Source organism: Ruegeria intermedia (genome assembly GCF_900129345.1).
Taxonomy (GTDB): domain Bacteria; phylum Pseudomonadota; class Alphaproteobacteria; order Rhodobacterales; family Rhodobacteraceae; genus Ruegeria; species Ruegeria intermedia.
The window spans coordinates 84,589-100,239 of sequence record NZ_FQVK01000015.1 but is presented as its reverse complement, the minus strand read 5'-3'; the positions used below and the strand labels follow the sequence as shown (position 1 = coordinate 100,239).

General features: G+C 63.4%; 15 protein-coding genes, 1 pseudogene and 1 other annotated feature. Of the genes and pseudogenes, 10 read left to right on the top strand and 6 right to left on the bottom strand.

Annotated features, from left to right (window positions below; genetic code table 11):
• Positions 1–90: 90 nt before the first annotated feature.
• The 4 genes and pseudogenes from F3H26_RS20015 to hemC all read right to left on the bottom strand — a co-directional run bounded on the left by F3H26_RS20015 (position 91) and on the right by hemC (position 2,770).
• Positions 91–360 (bottom strand): IS3 family transposase, encoded by a 270-nt coding sequence (locus tag F3H26_RS20015; protein WP_394349775.1) that lies wholly within the window; start codon positions 358–360, stop codon positions 91–93.
• Positions 273–719 (bottom strand): hypothetical protein, encoded by a 447-nt coding sequence (locus F3H26_RS19640; RefSeq protein WP_223162491.1) that lies wholly within the window; start codon positions 717–719, stop codon positions 273–275. Before F3H26_RS19640 ends, F3H26_RS20015 begins: the two co-directional genes overlap by 88 nt.
• Positions 469–585: a sequence feature (AL1L pseudoknot), on the bottom strand. It overlaps the preceding gene by 117 nt.
• A gap of 436 nt (positions 720–1,155) precedes the next feature.
• Positions 1,156–1,463, bottom strand: a pseudogene (locus F3H26_RS19630) (hypothetical protein); the annotation flags it as partial.
• 344 nt (positions 1,464–1,807) lie between these two features.
• A complete protein-coding gene (gene hemC, locus F3H26_RS11985) occupies positions 1,808–2,770 on the bottom strand; it encodes a hydroxymethylbilane synthase (protein WP_149776285.1) in 963 nt (320 codons plus the stop codon).
• A gap of 106 nt (positions 2,771–2,876) precedes the next feature.
• Between hemC and hemE the strand changes: the two genes are divergently transcribed.
• Complete coding sequence (gene hemE, locus F3H26_RS11980; RefSeq protein WP_149776284.1) at positions 2,877–3,911, top strand: uroporphyrinogen decarboxylase; 1,035 nt, start codon at positions 2,877–2,879, stop codon at positions 3,909–3,911.
• An 80-nt stretch (positions 3,912–3,991) separates the two neighbouring features.
• Here hemE and F3H26_RS11975 read toward each other — a convergent pair whose 3' ends face one another.
• On the bottom strand, positions 3,992–5,086 hold the full coding sequence (locus tag F3H26_RS11975; RefSeq protein ID WP_149776283.1) for a CaiB/BaiF CoA transferase family protein: 1,095 nt from the start codon (positions 5,084–5,086) through the stop codon (positions 3,992–3,994).
• Between the two features lie 236 nt (positions 5,087–5,322).
• On the opposite strand from F3H26_RS11975, the gene F3H26_RS11970 reads away from it, so the two are divergent.
• From F3H26_RS11970 to uvrC, 8 genes are all read left to right on the top strand, one after another.
• Positions 5,323–6,543, top strand: coding sequence for a TAXI family TRAP transporter solute-binding subunit (locus F3H26_RS11970; RefSeq protein ID WP_149776282.1), 1,221 nt, complete (start codon positions 5,323–5,325; stop codon positions 6,541–6,543).
• A gap of 73 nt (positions 6,544–6,616) precedes the next feature.
• Positions 6,617–7,141: a CoxG family protein gene (locus F3H26_RS11965; RefSeq protein ID WP_149776281.1), complete on the top strand. Its 525-nt coding sequence runs from the start codon at positions 6,617–6,619 to the stop codon at positions 7,139–7,141.
• 90 nt (positions 7,142–7,231) lie between these two features.
• Positions 7,232–8,161: an ABC transporter ATP-binding protein gene (locus F3H26_RS11960; RefSeq protein WP_149776280.1), complete on the top strand. Its 930-nt coding sequence runs from the start codon at positions 7,232–7,234 to the stop codon at positions 8,159–8,161.
• Positions 8,158–8,919 (top strand): ABC transporter permease, encoded by a 762-nt coding sequence (locus F3H26_RS11955; protein WP_149776279.1) that lies wholly within the window; start codon positions 8,158–8,160, stop codon positions 8,917–8,919. Before F3H26_RS11960 ends, F3H26_RS11955 begins: the two co-directional genes overlap by 4 nt.
• Before the next feature lie 102 nt (positions 8,920–9,021).
• A complete protein-coding gene (locus F3H26_RS11950; protein ID WP_149776278.1) occupies positions 9,022–9,819 on the top strand; it encodes a S49 family peptidase in 798 nt (265 codons plus the stop codon).
• A 168-nt stretch (positions 9,820–9,987) separates the two neighbouring features.
• A complete protein-coding gene (locus F3H26_RS11945) occupies positions 9,988–10,938 on the top strand; it encodes a calcium/sodium antiporter (RefSeq protein WP_149776277.1) in 951 nt (316 codons plus the stop codon).
• Positions 10,939–10,959: 21 nt separating this feature from the next.
• Positions 10,960–11,739 carry an SDR family oxidoreductase gene (locus tag F3H26_RS11940; protein ID WP_149776276.1) on the top strand — a complete coding sequence of 260 codons (780 nt, stop codon included), beginning with the start codon at positions 10,960–10,962 and terminating at the stop codon, positions 11,737–11,739.
• Positions 11,740–12,029: 290 nt separating this feature from the next.
• The gene (uvrC, locus tag F3H26_RS11935; protein ID WP_149776275.1) at positions 12,030–13,904 is read left to right on the top strand and encodes an excinuclease ABC subunit UvrC; all 1,875 of its coding nucleotides are present in this window, start codon (positions 12,030–12,032) and stop codon (positions 13,902–13,904) included.
• Here the strand turns inward: uvrC and F3H26_RS11930 are convergent.
• Positions 13,889–14,788 (bottom strand): DMT family transporter, encoded by a 900-nt coding sequence (locus F3H26_RS11930; RefSeq protein WP_149776274.1) that lies wholly within the window; start codon positions 14,786–14,788, stop codon positions 13,889–13,891. The genes uvrC and F3H26_RS11930 overlap by 16 nt on opposite strands.
• 191 nt (positions 14,789–14,979) lie before the next feature.
• Here F3H26_RS11930 and pgsA point away from each other — a divergent pair, with 191 nt between their 5' ends.
• Positions 14,980–15,648 carry a CDP-diacylglycerol--glycerol-3-phosphate 3-phosphatidyltransferase gene (gene pgsA / locus F3H26_RS11925; RefSeq protein ID WP_149776273.1) on the top strand — a complete coding sequence of 223 codons (669 nt, stop codon included), beginning with the start codon at positions 14,980–14,982 and terminating at the stop codon, positions 15,646–15,648.
• The last annotated feature ends 3 nt before the right edge of the window (positions 15,649–15,651 follow it).

The window sequence follows — 15,651 nt, the reverse complement described above, 5'->3', positions numbered from 1 at the left end:
TTTGATGATCTTTTCCTGAATGCTTGTCATTGATCGACACTCCTTGCTTGCGCTCCAAAAGAGCAGAAATGTCAGATCAAGTCGTGTGTTTTACACATAAACCATGTCCTGCCAGCTTGAGACGTAAGTGAAATCGGACACCCAGAGCTGGTTCGGCACCTTGGCCACGAAGGCCCGGTTCACCTTGTCATCCGGGCACGGCTGGGCCGCATCGGGATTGGTAGCGGTCACCTTCTTGCCGCGTACAACGCCTTGCAATCCCGCGCTTCGCATCAACCGTTCCCCAGTGCAGCGGACGATGTCGCGCCCTTCCCGGCGCAGGGCGTGCCAGACCTTGCGAGCGCCGTAACGCCCACCAATGGCACCATGAACACGCTTGATAGCGGGTTCATAAGACGCGTCGCGCTTGGCTCGCGCAGACGCCAGCTCTGGGTCACGCTCGACAGCTTCATGCGCATGGAAGGTCGATGGTGCGATTCCCGGAACCCGGCAGATCGGCCCGACACCAAAGACGCCACGATGATCATCGATGAACGCGATCTTTTGCGGAACGGGCGGTCGAGCTCCGCCGCCGCGAAATACGCGCTGGGCTTCTTCAGGATCTCGTTGGCCTGCCGCAGCTCACGGACCTCGCGCCCCAGTTCCTTGATCCGATTCTTCTCGGCGCTCGTCAGCCCCGCCCGCTTTCCGGCATCGTGCTCGGCCTGCTGGCACCACACCCGAAGACTGTCGGGCGAACAGCCCAGCTTCGGGGAAATTCCACGATACGCAGCGCTGTCGCTGCAGCAATCGGCGCGGTTCTCTCGGAACAGCCGAATGCCGCTGTCGCGAAGTTCAGCCGGATAGGCGGAGGTTTATCTCTGCTTTGTCATAGGGCTTATCCTTTGAGCGTTTTTCTCTCCGGTAAACCCGGGACGGTTCAGCTTAGATACTACAACGAAGAACGGCCGCACAGCGCGATTGGAAACAAGCCACCGATCTTGCTGACGAAATCGGGAGACGCAACCAGCCCGTCATCCTGATTGAAGTCGGAAAACTCTGCTTGCCGCTGGTCCAAAGACGGGCATCGCCTCAATCAACCCCAGGGACTCCCCGCGGGGTGGAGGAAACCTGGGGCTCAGGTCACATCATAAAGCGAAAGCGTCGGGGCTTGAACTCATCGATGATGATCAGGGTCCGAAATGCCTTACTGTTGTCGGTTCGCCAGTGCACGAAGTCATGCGACCAGACGGGGTTGTGATACTCTGGACTCGGTCGTACACACGATCCGTCCGCTGCCCGGCAGGGCATTGCGCAGCAATGGCCCGAGAGGGCTCAGCCATGGCTGCCCTTGCCTCGGTGGCTTTGTTGCCACTTTCAGCCCCTCGCGTCGCCATGGCCGCTCCACTGGCTTGTCTTTACACCTGCTAGCCCGCATCTCTCCGCAGGGTCGGAACCCGGCGATAGCCACTGTGCCCATTCTGATTTTCCACGTTTCCAAACATGACGGCGGCCCATTTACGTGCGGTAGGATCACATACAGGCGCGATGGGTGCGGTCGGCGAGTCGCAGGAATATGGGCTGTGAACAGCCTCCAGTCTGACGGTACCTTTGGCGAGTTTGAGGGCGGACCGCCGCCAGGAATTTGGCAGCGGCCCGTCTGGGTCGGGCTGTCAATCCGGTCTCGCCCCCTCGAATACCAACTACAATCAGTACGAAATAAAATCTTCGATACATTCGAGACCAGCGTCTTGCCCGACCCGGCAAACCCGTTATGCCGGTGATCAGCTTCCGCGACTGTGAAACAGTTCACATTTCAGGAATTTTTCTAAATTTTGCGCCAATCGAAAAAGCCCGGCCCTGCCTGCCCAAGCAACCTGGTTGCCATGTCGCGCCCCATCTCGACCGCGTCTTCGATGGTGCCGGTCAGAGTTTCCGAGATCGATTCGGAGCCGTCGGGGCGCAGGACTTCGCCGCGCAGGCGCAGCTGGCCTTCCGTGATCTCGGCCAGGCCGGCGATCGGCGTTTCGCAGGACCCGTCCAGCGCGGCCAGCAACGTGCGTTCGGCCGTCAGGCGGTGGGCGGTTTCAGAGTGATGAATGGCCTCCAGCATTGCGGCGGCCCGTTGGTCGTCCGCGCGACGTTCGATGCCGATCGTACCTTGTGCGATGGCCGGCAGCATGTCGTCGGGCGAGATCGCGGTGGCAGGCACGCCCTGCATGTTCAGTCGGCGGAGGCCGGCCATGGCCAGGAACGTGCATTCGGCCACGCCATCGGCCAGCTTCTTCAGTCGGGTCTGCACGTTGCCCCGGAACTCGACCACGTTCAGATCAGGCCGGCGGTGCAGCAATTGGGCCCGCCGCCGCAGCGACGAAGTGCCGACGACCGCGCCCTCGGGCAGGTCATGGATCGAGTTGAGGCGGGGCGAGATGAAGGCATCGCGCACGTCCTCGCGCGGGAGGAACGTGTCCAGCACCAGCCCCTGCGGCTGATCGACCGGCATGTCTTTGGTCGAATGCACGGCGATGTCGATATCGCCAGCCAGCATCGCCTCTTCGATTTCCTTGGTGAACAGGCCCTTGTTGCCGATCTCTTTCAACGGGCGGTCCGCGTCGATCATGGCGCGGTTGTCGCCGGTGGTCTTGATCACCACGATCTCGAACGCCTGTTCGGGCAGGTCGAAGGCATCGCGCAGCCGCTGACGGGTTTCATGGGCCTGGGCCAGCGCCAGCGGCGAACCACGGGTGCCGATCTTCAGCGGCGATGCGGGGGTGGGCAGGGTCAAAGTCATGGGCACAGCTTTAGTCGCGTCACATTGCCCTGACAATGGGGGCCACGCTTGACATTTTGCCGCTGAAGGCGGACCCGTTGCGCAAACCGGAATAGTGGGGGCTGACATGGCCGAGAACAAGAAACTGCTGCGGGCGCTGGCGGGCGAGGTACTGGACACGCCGCCGATCTGGATGATGCGACAGGCCGGACGCTATCTGCCGGAATACCGCGCGACGCGGGAACAGGCGGGCGATTTCCTGTCGCTGTGCTACACCCCCGATCTGGCGGCGGAGGTGACGCTGCAGCCGATCCGCCGCTATGGGTTCGATGCCGCGATCCTGTTTGCCGACATCCTGCTGGTGCCGCAGGCGCTGGGCGCCGATCTTTGGTTCGTCACCGGCGAAGGACCGCGCCTGTCGACGATCACGCAGCAATCGGATTTCGACGCCTTGAAACCCGTTGATGCGATTCACGAGACCCTGTCGCCCGTCTATGAAACCGTGCGGATCCTGTCGTGCGAGTTGCCGTCCGAGACGACGTTGATCGGCTTTGCCGGCGCCCCGTGGACCGTTGCGACCTATATGATCGCTGGGCGTGGCACCCCCGATCAGGGCCCCGCCCATGCCCTGCGCGAGGCAAACACCGCGCTGTTCGAGGCGTTGCTGGACCGGATCACTGCGGCCACGATCGAATATCTGTCGGCTCAGATCGAAGCGGGGGCCGAGGTGGTCAAGATCTTCGACAGTTGGGCCGGATCGCTGAAGGGTGAGGCTTTCACCAAATACGCGGTCGAGCCGTGCCGGATCATCACCCGGGCGCTCAAGGAACGGCACCCGGGCATTCCGGTCATCGGCTTCCCGCGTGAGGCGGGCGAGGGCTATGTCGGTTTCGCGAAGGCCACCGGTGTCGATTGCGTGGCGCTGGACAACTCGGTTGCGCCGGAATGGGCGGCCCAACATGTTCAGGTGGATGGCTGCGTGCAAGGCAACCTGGCCTCGTCGCACATGGTGACCGGTGGGCAGGCGCTGGTGGATGAGACCCGCCGCATCCTGCGCGCCTTTTCGAAGGGGCCGCACATCTTCAACCTGGGGCATGGCATCACGCCGGATGCAGACCCGGAGAATGTGCAGTTGATGATCGACACGGTGCGCGGCGGGTAGGCGGCGCGGGATGGGGCCAGCCCCCTCTTGGCCGTTGGCCAATTCACCCCCGGGATATTTTTGGCCAGATGAAGGGCGTGTCAGGTTGTCTTGGTGCCCTGGAGTTCGATCAGGATTTCGGCCGAGTGTTGGCCGCGGGCCGGGCTGGATTTCGGTTGCCATTGGTGGGTGGAGAAGCGCGGGGCGGCGGCGGCCTGCAGGGTGCCGTCTGCCGTGCGCCAGGTTTGGCGAGCGGTGTTCATCGGATGGGTTGCGGCCTCGTCGGGGCTGAGCACCGGGGCGACGCAGGCGTCTGAGCCTTCGAACAGTTTGGCCCAATGGTCGCGCGGTTTGGTTGCGAAGATTTCCGCCAGGCGCCGGGTCAGGTCTGGCCAGAGCGTGCTGTCGTATTGTCGCTGGAACGCCGGATCTTCGGACAGGCCCAGGATTTCGAGGAATTGGGCATAGAATTTCGGTTCGAGGCATTGGACCGAAACAAAGCCGCCATCCGCGCAGGCGTAGGTGCGGCTCCAATGCGGGCCGTCCAGCAGGCTCTGGCCGCGCGTTTCGGACAGGTTGCCTGTCTGGCGCAGGCTCATCAGCAGGTTCATCATGTGCGCGGACCCGTCGTAGATGGCGGCGTCGACCACCGTGCCCGTGCCCGTTGCACGCGCGTTCAGCAGCCCGGCCAGAATGCCGGTGACCAGATACATCGCGCCGCCGCCGATATCGCCGACCAGCGTGGCCGGGGTCATCGGCTCGGCGCCTGGAGGGGAACCGTACCAGAGTGCCCCCGACAGGGCGATGTAGTTCAGATCATGTCCGGCGGTGTCGGCAAGCGGGCTGTTTTGGCCCCAGCCGGTCATGCGGCCATAGACCAGTGCCGGGTTCAGGGCGTGGCAGGCTTCGGGCCCCAGACCCAGCTTCTCCATCACGCCGGGGCGGAAGCCCTCGATCAACGCATCGGCGGTTGCGATCAGGCGCCGGGCGGTTTCGAGGTCGCCGGGGTCCTTGAGGTCCAGCGCGATCGACCGCTTGCCCCGGTCCAGCACGGATCGGTCCGGCATGCCGGGTGTGACGGCGCCCCCCTTGCGGTGGATGGTCACGACGTCGGCCCCCAGATCCGCCAGCAGCATGGCGGCGAACGGGCCGGGGCCGAGCCCCTCGATTTCGACGACGCGGATTTCGTTGAGCATATGTGTCCTCCCGGTTCGCGATGCTTTCGGCTGGGTCATTCGAATGCAAGGGCTGGGTGCCGAAAACGTGGCGTCGGGCAAAAAAACCGACGAATGATCCGGTCTTCGGCGCGCTTGCAAGCAGCGGTCGGCTGGCCTAGCGTTTTCGGCGGGATGTGGAGCGAGGGCTGGAATGCGGCTTTGGATCATGATCGGCGCGGCGCTGGTGGCGGCGGCATTGACCGCGATCGTCCTGCATCTGCACCCTCCGGCCATGCGCAGGCTGCCCGGGCGGCGGCGCATATGAGCAGATCGCGCAGGACTATGCCGAGATTCTGGCGCGTGACGAAATCCGGGTAGAAATACTGGAAACTGCAGGCTCGGTCGAGAATGCCCGTCTGATCGAAAGCGGCGCGGTCGATGCCGCGCTGCTGCAAGGCGGGATCGCGGTCGATCCCGACACGGTCGAGGCAATCGGTACGGTTTTCTACGAGCCGTTGATCTTCATGATGCGGGCGGATGCCAGAATTCCGCGAAACCCGGCGCTCTGGCGCGGTCTGAAAATCAACCGCGGCGCGGAGGGGTCGGGCACGGCCGATGCCTTTCGTGATTTCGAGAGGGTGGTCGGCCTGTCCGAGGGGGACAACATCCATATGTCGCTGGGCTATGATCAGGCTGCCGTGGCCTTGCTGGACAACAGGTTGGATATCGCCGTCTTCGTTGCTCCGATCGAGGCACCCTACCTGTTGGCGGCCTATCAGGAGCCGGAGCTGAAGGTGCTGGAACTGGAGCATGTCGAAGCGATCTCGCGCCGGTTGTCCTATGCGACGGTGGTCACGGTTCCGGCCGGCGGGATGTCGCTGGACCCGGTTCTGCCGCCGCGGCCGGTCAAGCTGATCGCGCTGCAGGCGCGGCTGGTCGTGCAGGCCGACATCCATCCCGCCCTGGTCAACCGTCTGACGATGGCCGCGGTCGAGTTGCATCGGGCGCGGGGCATCATCACCGATGCAGGGGAGTTTCCGGGGGTCGAGGGAACGGGCCTGCCGGTCAGCAATGCCGCCCGGCGGTTGATCGACGAAGGCCCCAGCACGTGGCACAATCTTCTGCCCTATTGGATCGCGGCCCAGGTCAACCGGGTGTTGCTGCTGTTCCTGCCGTTCTTTTTCATCGTGGTTCCTTTGGTGCGTCTGCTGCCCAAGGCCTATGCCTATATGCAGCGGTGGCGCGTCTGGCAGCATTACCCCGAAATCCGGCAGATCGAGCTTGAGCTTGCCAACGATCCGTCGCCGGATCAGATTGGGGACATGCAGGCGCGTCTGCACGAACTGGATGAGCGGCTGGCCGAACTTCGATTGCCGGCCGCCGATCGGCAGGGCCAGTATGATGCGCGGCTGCATGTCGATCTGGTCCAGAAACGGGTCGCCGAATTGCAGGCACAGGCCAGGCCGCGGCAGGCGGACGGCGCCGCCAGCGCGTGATGGCGGTTGCAAGGTACCGTCTTTCGGGGCTAGGTCTTTTGGGAACCATGCCAAGCAGGAAAGGGGCGCACCCATGCAGATGAGTGACACGCGCGAGATTCAGGCGGCACCTGCGGATGTCTATGCGGCCCTGCTGGACCCCGAGGTCCTGAAGGCCTGCGTGCCCGGCGCGCAAGAGGTCACCGGCAATCCGTCCGACGGGTACGAGGCCACCGTGGTGCAGAAGGTCGGCCCAGTGAAGGCGACGTTCAAGGGGACGGTGACCATGTCGGACATGGTCGAGGGTCAGCGCCTGACCATCGCGGGGGAAGGCAAGGGCGGGGCCGCGGGTTTTGCCAAGGGCGGCGCCACCGTGACCTTCGCGCCCAGTGACAGCGGCGGGACCGTGCTGTCCTATGACGTCGAGGCCAAGGTCGGCGGCAAGCTGGCGCAACTGGGCAGCCGCCTGATCGACGGCTTTGCCAAGAAGATGGCCGACCAATTCTTTGCCAACCTGCAGGAGCATTTCGAAGGCCCCGCCCAACCCGACGAGGGCGCCGACCCCGAGGCGGAACCCGAAAAGAAAGGGTGGCTGGGCCGCCTGACCGGGCGCGACTAGGTCTGCACGGATGCGCATGCCCTTGTGCGGATTTGGCCTGTTCCGGGCGGGATCGGCGCGCTAGGGTCTGCGCCGGAACTGGAAGAACGCATGACAACCATTCTTTCGATCAAGGATCTGCGAAAAACCTACGACGATGGGTTCGAGGCGCTCAAAGGCGTGTCGCTGGACATCCGGCAGGGCGAGATACTGGCTCTTCTGGGGCCCAACGGCGCCGGCAAGACCACGCTGATCTCGACCATCTGCGGGATCACCACGCCGACCTCGGGCACCGTCACCGTGGGCGGGCACGACATTCAGGCCGATTTCCGGGCCGCGCGGCGGATGATCGGCCTGGTGCCGCAGGAAATCGCGCTGGAGCCGTTCGAGAAGGTCTGGAACACCGTGCGCTTTTCACGCGGGTTGTTCGGCCTGGGCCATGACAGCGCCCGGATCGAGGAGATCCTGCGCAAGCTGTCGCTGTGGGACAAGCGCAAGAACGCGATCAAGGAATTGTCGGGCGGCATGAAGCGGCGGGTGCTGATCGCCAAGGCGCTGGCGCACGAGCCGCGGGTGCTGTTCCTGGATGAACCCACCGCCGGCGTGGATGTCGAGCTGCGCAAGGACATGTGGGCCATCGTCGACGAGTTGAAGGCCGCCGGCGTCACCATCATCCTGACCACCCACTACATCGAAGAGGCCGAGGCCATCGCCGACCGCGTGGGCGTGATCGACAAGGGAGAGCTGCTGCTGGTGCAGGACAAGAAGACCCTGATGGCGCAGATGGGCAAGAAGCAGATCGAGGTCATGCTGACCTGCACGATTCCGTCCATTCCCGACAGCCTGGCCCATCACAACCTGGTTCTGAACGGGCAGGGGGATGCGCTGATCTATACCTATGACACCAATGCCGAACGCACCGGCATCACCACCCTGCTGAACGACGTGGCCGAGGCCGGGCTGATCCTGCGCGACGTGCAGACCCGGCAATCGAGCCTCGAGGAGATTTTCGTCACGCTCGTGTCTGGAGACGCCGCATGAACTGGACCGCCATCGCCGCCATCTACCGGTTCGAAATGGCCCGGTTCTTCCGTACGCTCGCGCAGAGTTTTCTGTCTCCGGTGCTGTCGACCTCGCTGTATTTCGTGGTGTTCGGCACCGCCATCGGAAGCCGTATCCAGCAGGTCGAGGGCGTGTCCTACGGCGCCTTCATCGTGCCGGGGCTGATCATGCTGTCGGTGGTGATGCTGTCGATCTCGAACGCGTCCTTCGGCATCTATTTTCCCAAGTTCCTTGGCACGATCTACGAACTGCTCTCGGCCCCGGTGAATTTCATCGAGATCGTGATCGGCTATGTCGGCGCGGCGGCGACCAAGGCGCTGTTCGTGGGATTGGTGATCCTGGTCACGGCGACCTTCTTCGTGGATATCCGCATCGAACACCCCTTTGCCATGGCCGCCTTCCTGATCCTGTCCTGCCTCAGCTTTTCCCTGCTGGGCTTCATCATCGGGATCTGGGCCAGCAATTTCGAGCAGATGTCGCTGGTGCCGCAGCTGGTGGTGACGCCGCTGATCTTTCTGGGCGGCACGTTCTACTCGATCTCGATGCTGCCGCCGGTGTGGCAGACGATCTCGTTGTTCAACCCGGTGGTCTATTTGATTTCAGGCTTTCGCTGGTCGTTCTACGGGCTGTCTGACGTGCCCATCCTGCTTAGTCTGCTGGCGATCCTTGCCTTTACCGGCATCTGCCTTGCGGTAATCGGCTGGATCTTCAAAACCGGGTGGCGCATCCGCAGCTAGCGTTGCATTTTTGCCGATCACGGCCGCGAATTTCAGTCACGTCGCGTTTCCGCCGGTTCCGGTCCCTTGTTTACGGGTTGGGTGCACTCTACATCGGCACCCATGAAACTCAGCCTGCCGTTTCTGAAAAAGCACCCCGTCGTTGCCGTGGTCCGTCTGTCGGGCGCCATCGGCATGGCCGGTCGCGCCTCGATGAGCGATACCGCGCTGGCGCCGGTTCTTGAAAAAGCGTTCCGCAAGGGCAAGCCCGCCGCGGTCGCGCTCGAGATCAATTCGCCCGGCGGCTCTCCGGTGCAAAGCTCGCTGATCGGCGCGCGGATCCGCAGGCTCGCCGACGAGTTGAACGTGCCCGTGCATGCCTTCGTCGAGGACGTGGCGGCCTCGGGCGGCTATTGGCTGGCGGCCTCGGCGGACCGGATCTGGGCCGACGACAACTCGGTTCTGGGGTCGATCGGAGTGATTTCCTCGGGGTTCGGTGCGCATGTCTTCATCGCGCGTCAGGGCATCGAGCGGCGCGTGCATACGGCGGGGCAGTCGAAATCCATGCTGGACCCTTTTGCCCCGGAAAAGCCCGAGGATGTCGCGCGGCTGAAGGGGCTGCTGGAGGATATCCATCACAACTTCATCGCGCATGTCAAAGCCCGCCGGGGCGACCGGCTGGACGAAACGGCCGATCTGTTCACCGGCGAAGTCTGGCTGGCGCGGCGCGCGCAGGATCTGGGCCTGATCGACGGTATCGCGCATTTGAAACCCAAGATGCAGGAGCTGTTCGGCGACAAGGTCCGGTTCCGCCGCTATGGCCTGCGCAGGCCGATCTGGTCGCGGTTCGGGGCCGAGGTGGCCCAGGACGCGCTGGCAATGCTCGAGGAGCGCGCGGCCTTCGCGCGTTTCGGCATGTGACATGATCATCAAGGCCGTCACTCTTTTCCTGATCGCGATGGGCGTGCTGGCGATGTTCGGCAAGCTGCGCTTTCCCGGTCAGAGACGTCTGAGCTCGGCCAAATGCCCGCGCTGCGGGCGGTTTCGCATTGGAAAAGGCCCGTGTGCCTGTGAAAAAGGAGGCCGTGGATGACGGCTTGGCTGCTTTCTGGCCTTGGTCTGTTGATCCTTTTGCTGGCGGGCGACGCGTTGGTGCGCGGCGCGGTGAACCTCAGCCTGCGGCTGGGCGTTCCGGCACTAATCGTCAGCCTCACGATCGTGGCGTTCGGTACCTCGGCGCCCGAATTGCTGATCGCGATCAAGGCGGTTCAGGAACACGCGCCCGGCATCGCGCTCGGCAATGTCGTGGGGTCGAACACGGCCAATATCCTGCTGGTCCTGGGGTTGCCGGCCCTGTTGGCGACGATCCACAGCAGCGAATGCGACACGCGCAGGAACTTCATCTACATGATCCTGGCCACGGTGCTGTTCATCGGGCTGGCCTTTTGCGGGGTCTTCACCCTGTTCAGCGGCGCGATCCTGCTGGCGGGGCTGGCCCTGATCCTGCTGAACGCCTTCCGCGAGGCGCGGGCCCACCGCAACGCCTGCACCGCGCAGGAAGAGATTGAGCTTCTGGAAGAGGCCGACCCGGACATGCCCTATTGGAAGGTGGCGATGTTCCTGATCCTGGGGTTGGTCGGCCTGCCGATGGGGGCGCATCTGCTGGTGGACAACGCCACGATCATTGCCCGCACCTATGGCGTCAGCGAGACCGTGATCGGTCTGACATTGGTGGCCGTCGGCACCTCGTTGCCGGAACTGGCGACTACGGTGATGGCGGCGTTGCGACGGCAGGCGGATGTTGCGCTGGGCAACGTGATTGGGTCGAACATGTTCAACCTGCTGGCCATCGTCGGTATCGCCACGCTGTTCGGGCGCATCCCTGTCGATCCCGAATTCCTGCGTTTCGACCTGTGGGTCATGCTGGCGGCGTCGCTTCTGCTGGTTCCCTTCGTGTTCTTCAAACGCGACATCACCCGCATTTGGGGCTTTGTCTTGACGTTTCTCTACGCAGCCTATGTGGTGGCGCTGCTGGCGTGATCTGACCAGGGGAGGCTGCGCATGACCCGAGCATTGGTGACCGGTGCGGGGGCCCGCCTGGGGCGGGCGATGGCGCTTTATCTTGCGCAGCGCGGCATGGATGTGGCCGTGCATTACGCGACCTCGCAAGAGGCGGCGTCCGAGACCGCGTCCCGGATCGAATCCCTGGGCCGCAAGGCGGCGGCGCTGCAGGCCGATCTGCTGGAGGAATCCCAGGTCGAGGCCCTGTTGCCCCGCGCGGCCGAGGCGCTGGGCGGGCCGATCACCTGCCTGATCAACAACGCCTCGATCTTTGAATACGACAACATCCATACCGCGACGCGCCAAAGCTGGGACCGGCACATGGAAAGCAACCTGCGCGCCCCTTTCGTGCTGACACAGGCCATGGCGCGGCAGGGTCTCGAGCCCGAAATCGATGGCAGCGGCGAGCCGGTGGCGACTGGTCTGGTCGTCAACATGATAGACATGCGGGTGCGCAAGCTGACGCCCGAATTCATGTCCTATACCATCGCCAAGATGGGGTTGTGGGCCCTGACCCGCACCGCAGCGCAGGCGTTGACCCCAGCGATCCGCGTCAATGCGATCGGGCCGGGGCCGACCTTGCAGGGCCATCGCCAAAGCCCCGAACATTTTCAGGCGCAGCGCAGGAACACCATTCTGGAACGGGGGGCAAACCCGTCGGACATCACCGCCGCGCTGGGCTATTTTCTGGATGCGCATGCGGTCACGGGGCAGCTGCTGTGCGTCGATGGCGGGCAGCATCTGGGCTGGCAGACACCGGACGTTCTGGGCGTTGAATAGGTGAAGCCGGTGCAAGTTTTGCACCGCTCGCGATCGTGTTACATGCCCGTTACAAAAATGTCTTTTTTTTCATGCACTTGTACGGTGGATAAAAAAATATCTATGAAAAACAAAGGCTTGACGTTCTGCTTATTTTTTGTGCAAAGCGGCAAAAACGCAAGGAATCAAGGAAGAATTCCAATTCAGGGAAACTTGTCCGCACAGTTATCCACAGGAATCGTGGATTTGTTTTCCCTTGATCTGGGGCGCACAAGATTGCAGCCGAGGGCTGAGAATCGTATCTGACTTCCATGACCTCGGACAGCGTTCCTCACTCCCGGCCTGGGCACACGGGCTATGCCTGTATTCAGCGCTACGTCAAGACGCTGGACAATTCGCCTGGCGTGTACCGGATGTTGGATGCGGACAGCCGGGTTCTGTATGTCGGCAAGGCGCGCAATCTGCGGGCGCGGGTGTCGAACTATACCCGCCCGGGCCATTCGCCCCGGATCGAGCGGATGATCGCCTCGACCGCCTCGATGATGTTCCTGACCACGCGGACCGAGACCGAGGCGCTGCTGCTGGAGCAGAACCTCATCAAGCAGCTCAAGCCCAAGTACAACGTGCTGCTGCGCGACGACAAAAGCTTTCCCAACATTCTGGTGGCCAAGGATCACCCGTTTCCGCAGATCAAGAAGCATCGCGGTGCCAAGAAGGAAAAGGGCGCCTATTTCGGCCCCTTCGCCAGTGCGGGCGGGGTGAACCGCACGCTGAACCAGCTGCAGAAGGCGTTTCTGCTGCGCAACTGTTCGGATTCGATGTTCGACAGTCGCACCCGGCCCTGCCTGCTCTACCAGATCAAGCGCTGCTCGGGGCCGTGCGTGGGCATGATTTCGCAGGCTGACTATGCCGAAAGCGTGCGCGATGCCGAGCGGTTCCTGTCCGGCCGCTCGACCCGGATCCAGGAGGAACTGGCCGCGCAGATGCAGGAAGCCTCGGACGCGATGGAGTTCGAGCGTGCCGCGGCCCTGCGCGACCGGATCCGCGCGCTGACGCAGGTGCAGACGGCACAGGGTATCAACCCGCGCGGGGTGGCCGAGGCGGATGTGATCGGCCTCTATATGGACAGCGGGCAGGCCTGCGTTCAGGTGTTCTTCATCCGCGCCAACCAGAACTGGGGCAACCGCGATTTCTATCCGCGGGTCGGCCCCGACGTCTCGCCGACCGAGGTGATGGAGGCCTTTCTGGGCCAGTTCTACGACAACAAGGAACCGCCGCGCCAACTGATCCTGTCGGACGGGATCGAGAACGCCGACCTGATGCAGCAGGCCCTGTCGGAAAAGGCCGGGCGAAAGGTTGAAATTCTTGTTCCGCAGCGGGGCGAAAAGCTCGAACTGGTTTCGGGCGCGCTGCGCAACGCGCGCGAGGCGCTGGCACGGCGCATGTCGGAAAGCGCGACGCAGGCCAAGCTGCTGCGCGGCCTGGCCGAGGCGTTCGATCTGGACGCGCCGCCGAACCGGATCGAGGTCTATGACAACTCGCATATCCAGGGCACCAACGCGGTGGGCGCGATGATCGTGGCCGGACCCGAGGGGTTCATGAAGAATGCCTATCGCAAGTTCAACATCCGCGGCGATGACCTGACGCCGGGCGACGATTTCGGCATGATGAAAGAGGTGCTGACCCGCCGCTTCACCCGCCTGCTGAAAGAGGACCCCGACCGCGACAAGGGCCTGTGGCCCGACCTGTTGCTGATCGACGGGGGTGCGGGGCAGGTGAGCGCCGTGCACGAGATCATGCAGGCACACGGGGTCGAGGACATCCCCATGGTCGGTGTCGCCAAGGGCGTCGATCGCGACCACGGCAAGGAAGAGTTCCACCGCATCGGCCAGCGCCCCTTTGCCCTGAAACGCAACGACCCGGTGCTGTATTTCATACAGCGGCTACGGGACGAGGCGCACCGCTTTGCCATCGGCACCCACCGCGCCAAACGCGCCAAGGCGATGGGGGCGACGCCGCTGGATGAAATCCCCGGCGTGGGCGCGGCCCGCAAACGCGCCCTGCTGGCACATTTCGGCAGCGCCAAGGCGGTCAGCCGCGCCAATCTGGCGGATCTGAAGGCGGTGGACGGGATCTCGGCCGGTCTGGCGCAGAAAGTCTATGATTTCTTTCACGAAAAGGGCTGAGGCCGCTGGCGCCCGCGCCACAGGATGTACAGCCCCGAGGCCACGATCAGCGCGCTGCCCAGCCACATGGTCTGGTCCAGATGCTCGTCGAAGATCAGCACGCCCAGTCCGATGCCGAACAGAAGGCGGGTATAGCGAAACGGGGTCACGGCCGACACTTCGCCCGTCCGCATGGCCAGCATCAGCGAGGCATAGGCCACCGCGCCCATCACCACGGCTCCGGTCAGGTGCAGGGCGGTTTGGGCGTCCACGGGCACCGCGGCGGCGCCTTCGAACGCCCGGTACAGACCACCGGCGACGACAATTGACAGAAAACCGTAGAACCCAAGAACGGTGGTACCCAGCGTGGCCGGTGCCGCGCGGCTGGCCAGATCGCGGCCGGCAAAGCCCAGCATTCCCAGCACCGCAAGAATGGACAGGGCCGAGAAACTGTCTCCGGTCGGCTGGATGATGATCACCACTCCGATCAGTCCGACCAGAATGGCACTCCAGCGCCGCCAGCCGACGGTTTCCCCGAAGAACAGCGCGGCACCCGCCACCACGACCAGCGGCGTGGCCTGCAGGATCACCGTGGCCGAGGACAGCGGCGTCAGGGCGATGGCCAGCACATAGAACAGGCGCCCGAAGACTTCGAAAAGCACCCGGATCTTCATCGGCTTCGACAGGACATCGGGGTGCAGCAACCGCCGCCCCCGCAGCAACGCGACCCCGGCGAAAATCAGCGCGCCGCCCAGCCCGAACAGCACCAGAACCTGCCAGATGGGCAGCACCTTGGCGGCACTTTTCAACAGCGCGTCCTCCAGGGCGAACCCGGCCATGGCCGCGATCATCCAGGCGCTGCCGATCAGGTTGGCGCGCGCATCGGTTCTGATATGTGAGGTCACGGGGCGGATCTTTCCTGGTGTGCCGATACCCGCGCAACCTGACCCGTTCTTCGCGCCGCGCCAAGGGGGAAACGGTCATCGATCCTCCGCCTGTGACGGTCTGACCTGTCGTGGTCCAAACACCTGTGTTCTTGGCAGTTTTTTGTCGTGCCGTCTTTTCTGTTCCCGGCCATGGTTGTAGGGTCCGGCGCATGAAGTGGAACCTGCCGAATATTCTGACTTTGCTGCGCCTACTGGCCGCGCCCGGCCTGGCGGTGATGTTTCTGTATTTCACACGGCCCTACGCGGATTGGTTCGCGCTGATCCTGTTCTTGTCGGCGGCCATAACCGATTGGTTCGACGGCTATCTGGCGCGCGCGTGGAAGCAGGAAACCAAGATGGGCGCGATGCTGGACCCGATCGCCGACAAGGCGATGGTGGTGATCGCGCTGATGATCCTGGTCGGCTATTCGACCGAGCACTGGACGCCCTGGCTGGTGCTGCCCGCCACCGTGATCCTGTTCCGCGAGGTCTTCGTCTCGGGCCTGCGCGAGTATCTGGGCGACGTGGCCGGAACGCTCAAGGTCACCAAGCTGGCCAAATGGAAGACGACCGCGCAGATGGTGGCGATTGCCGTGCTGTTTTCGCAGGGCATTTTCGAGCACTATTTCGTCATGTCCACCTTCGGCATGGATACCGATCTGATCGACCGGATCCTGTCGGGCCAGGTCGAAGACATCGCGGGCCTGCAATGGAAGCTGGATGGAATGTTCTGGTCGGGCCGCATCGGGTTGTGGCTGCTGTGGGTCGCGGCGACGCTGACATTGATCACCGGCTACGACTACCTACGTAAAGCGATGCCCCATCTGAAGGAGGGCTGATAC

Excerpts from the sequence above, each read along its gene's own strand:
- hemC (WP_149776285.1), bottom strand. The coding sequence starts at position 2,770 with ATGACTTTGACCCTGCCCACCCCCGCATCGCCGCTGAAGATCGGCACC.
- hemE (WP_149776284.1), top strand. The coding sequence starts at position 2,877 with ATGGCCGAGAACAAGAAACTGCTGCGGGCGCTGGCGGGCGAGGTACTG.
- F3H26_RS11975 (WP_149776283.1), bottom strand. The coding sequence starts at position 5,086 with ATGCTCAACGAAATCCGCGTCGTCGAAATCGAGGGGCTCGGCCCCGGC.
- F3H26_RS11965 (WP_149776281.1), top strand. The coding sequence starts at position 6,617 with ATGCAGATGAGTGACACGCGCGAGATTCAGGCGGCACCTGCGGATGTC.
- F3H26_RS11960 (WP_149776280.1), top strand. The coding sequence starts at position 7,232 with ATGACAACCATTCTTTCGATCAAGGATCTGCGAAAAACCTACGACGAT.
- F3H26_RS11955 (WP_149776279.1), top strand. The coding sequence starts at position 8,158 with ATGAACTGGACCGCCATCGCCGCCATCTACCGGTTCGAAATGGCCCGG.
- F3H26_RS11950 (WP_149776278.1), top strand. The coding sequence starts at position 9,022 with ATGAAACTCAGCCTGCCGTTTCTGAAAAAGCACCCCGTCGTTGCCGTG.
- F3H26_RS11945 (WP_149776277.1), top strand. The coding sequence starts at position 9,988 with ATGACGGCTTGGCTGCTTTCTGGCCTTGGTCTGTTGATCCTTTTGCTG.
- F3H26_RS11940 (WP_149776276.1), top strand. The coding sequence starts at position 10,960 with ATGACCCGAGCATTGGTGACCGGTGCGGGGGCCCGCCTGGGGCGGGCG.
- uvrC (WP_149776275.1), top strand. The coding sequence starts at position 12,030 with ATGACCTCGGACAGCGTTCCTCACTCCCGGCCTGGGCACACGGGCTAT.
- pgsA (WP_149776273.1), top strand. The coding sequence starts at position 14,980 with ATGAAGTGGAACCTGCCGAATATTCTGACTTTGCTGCGCCTACTGGCC.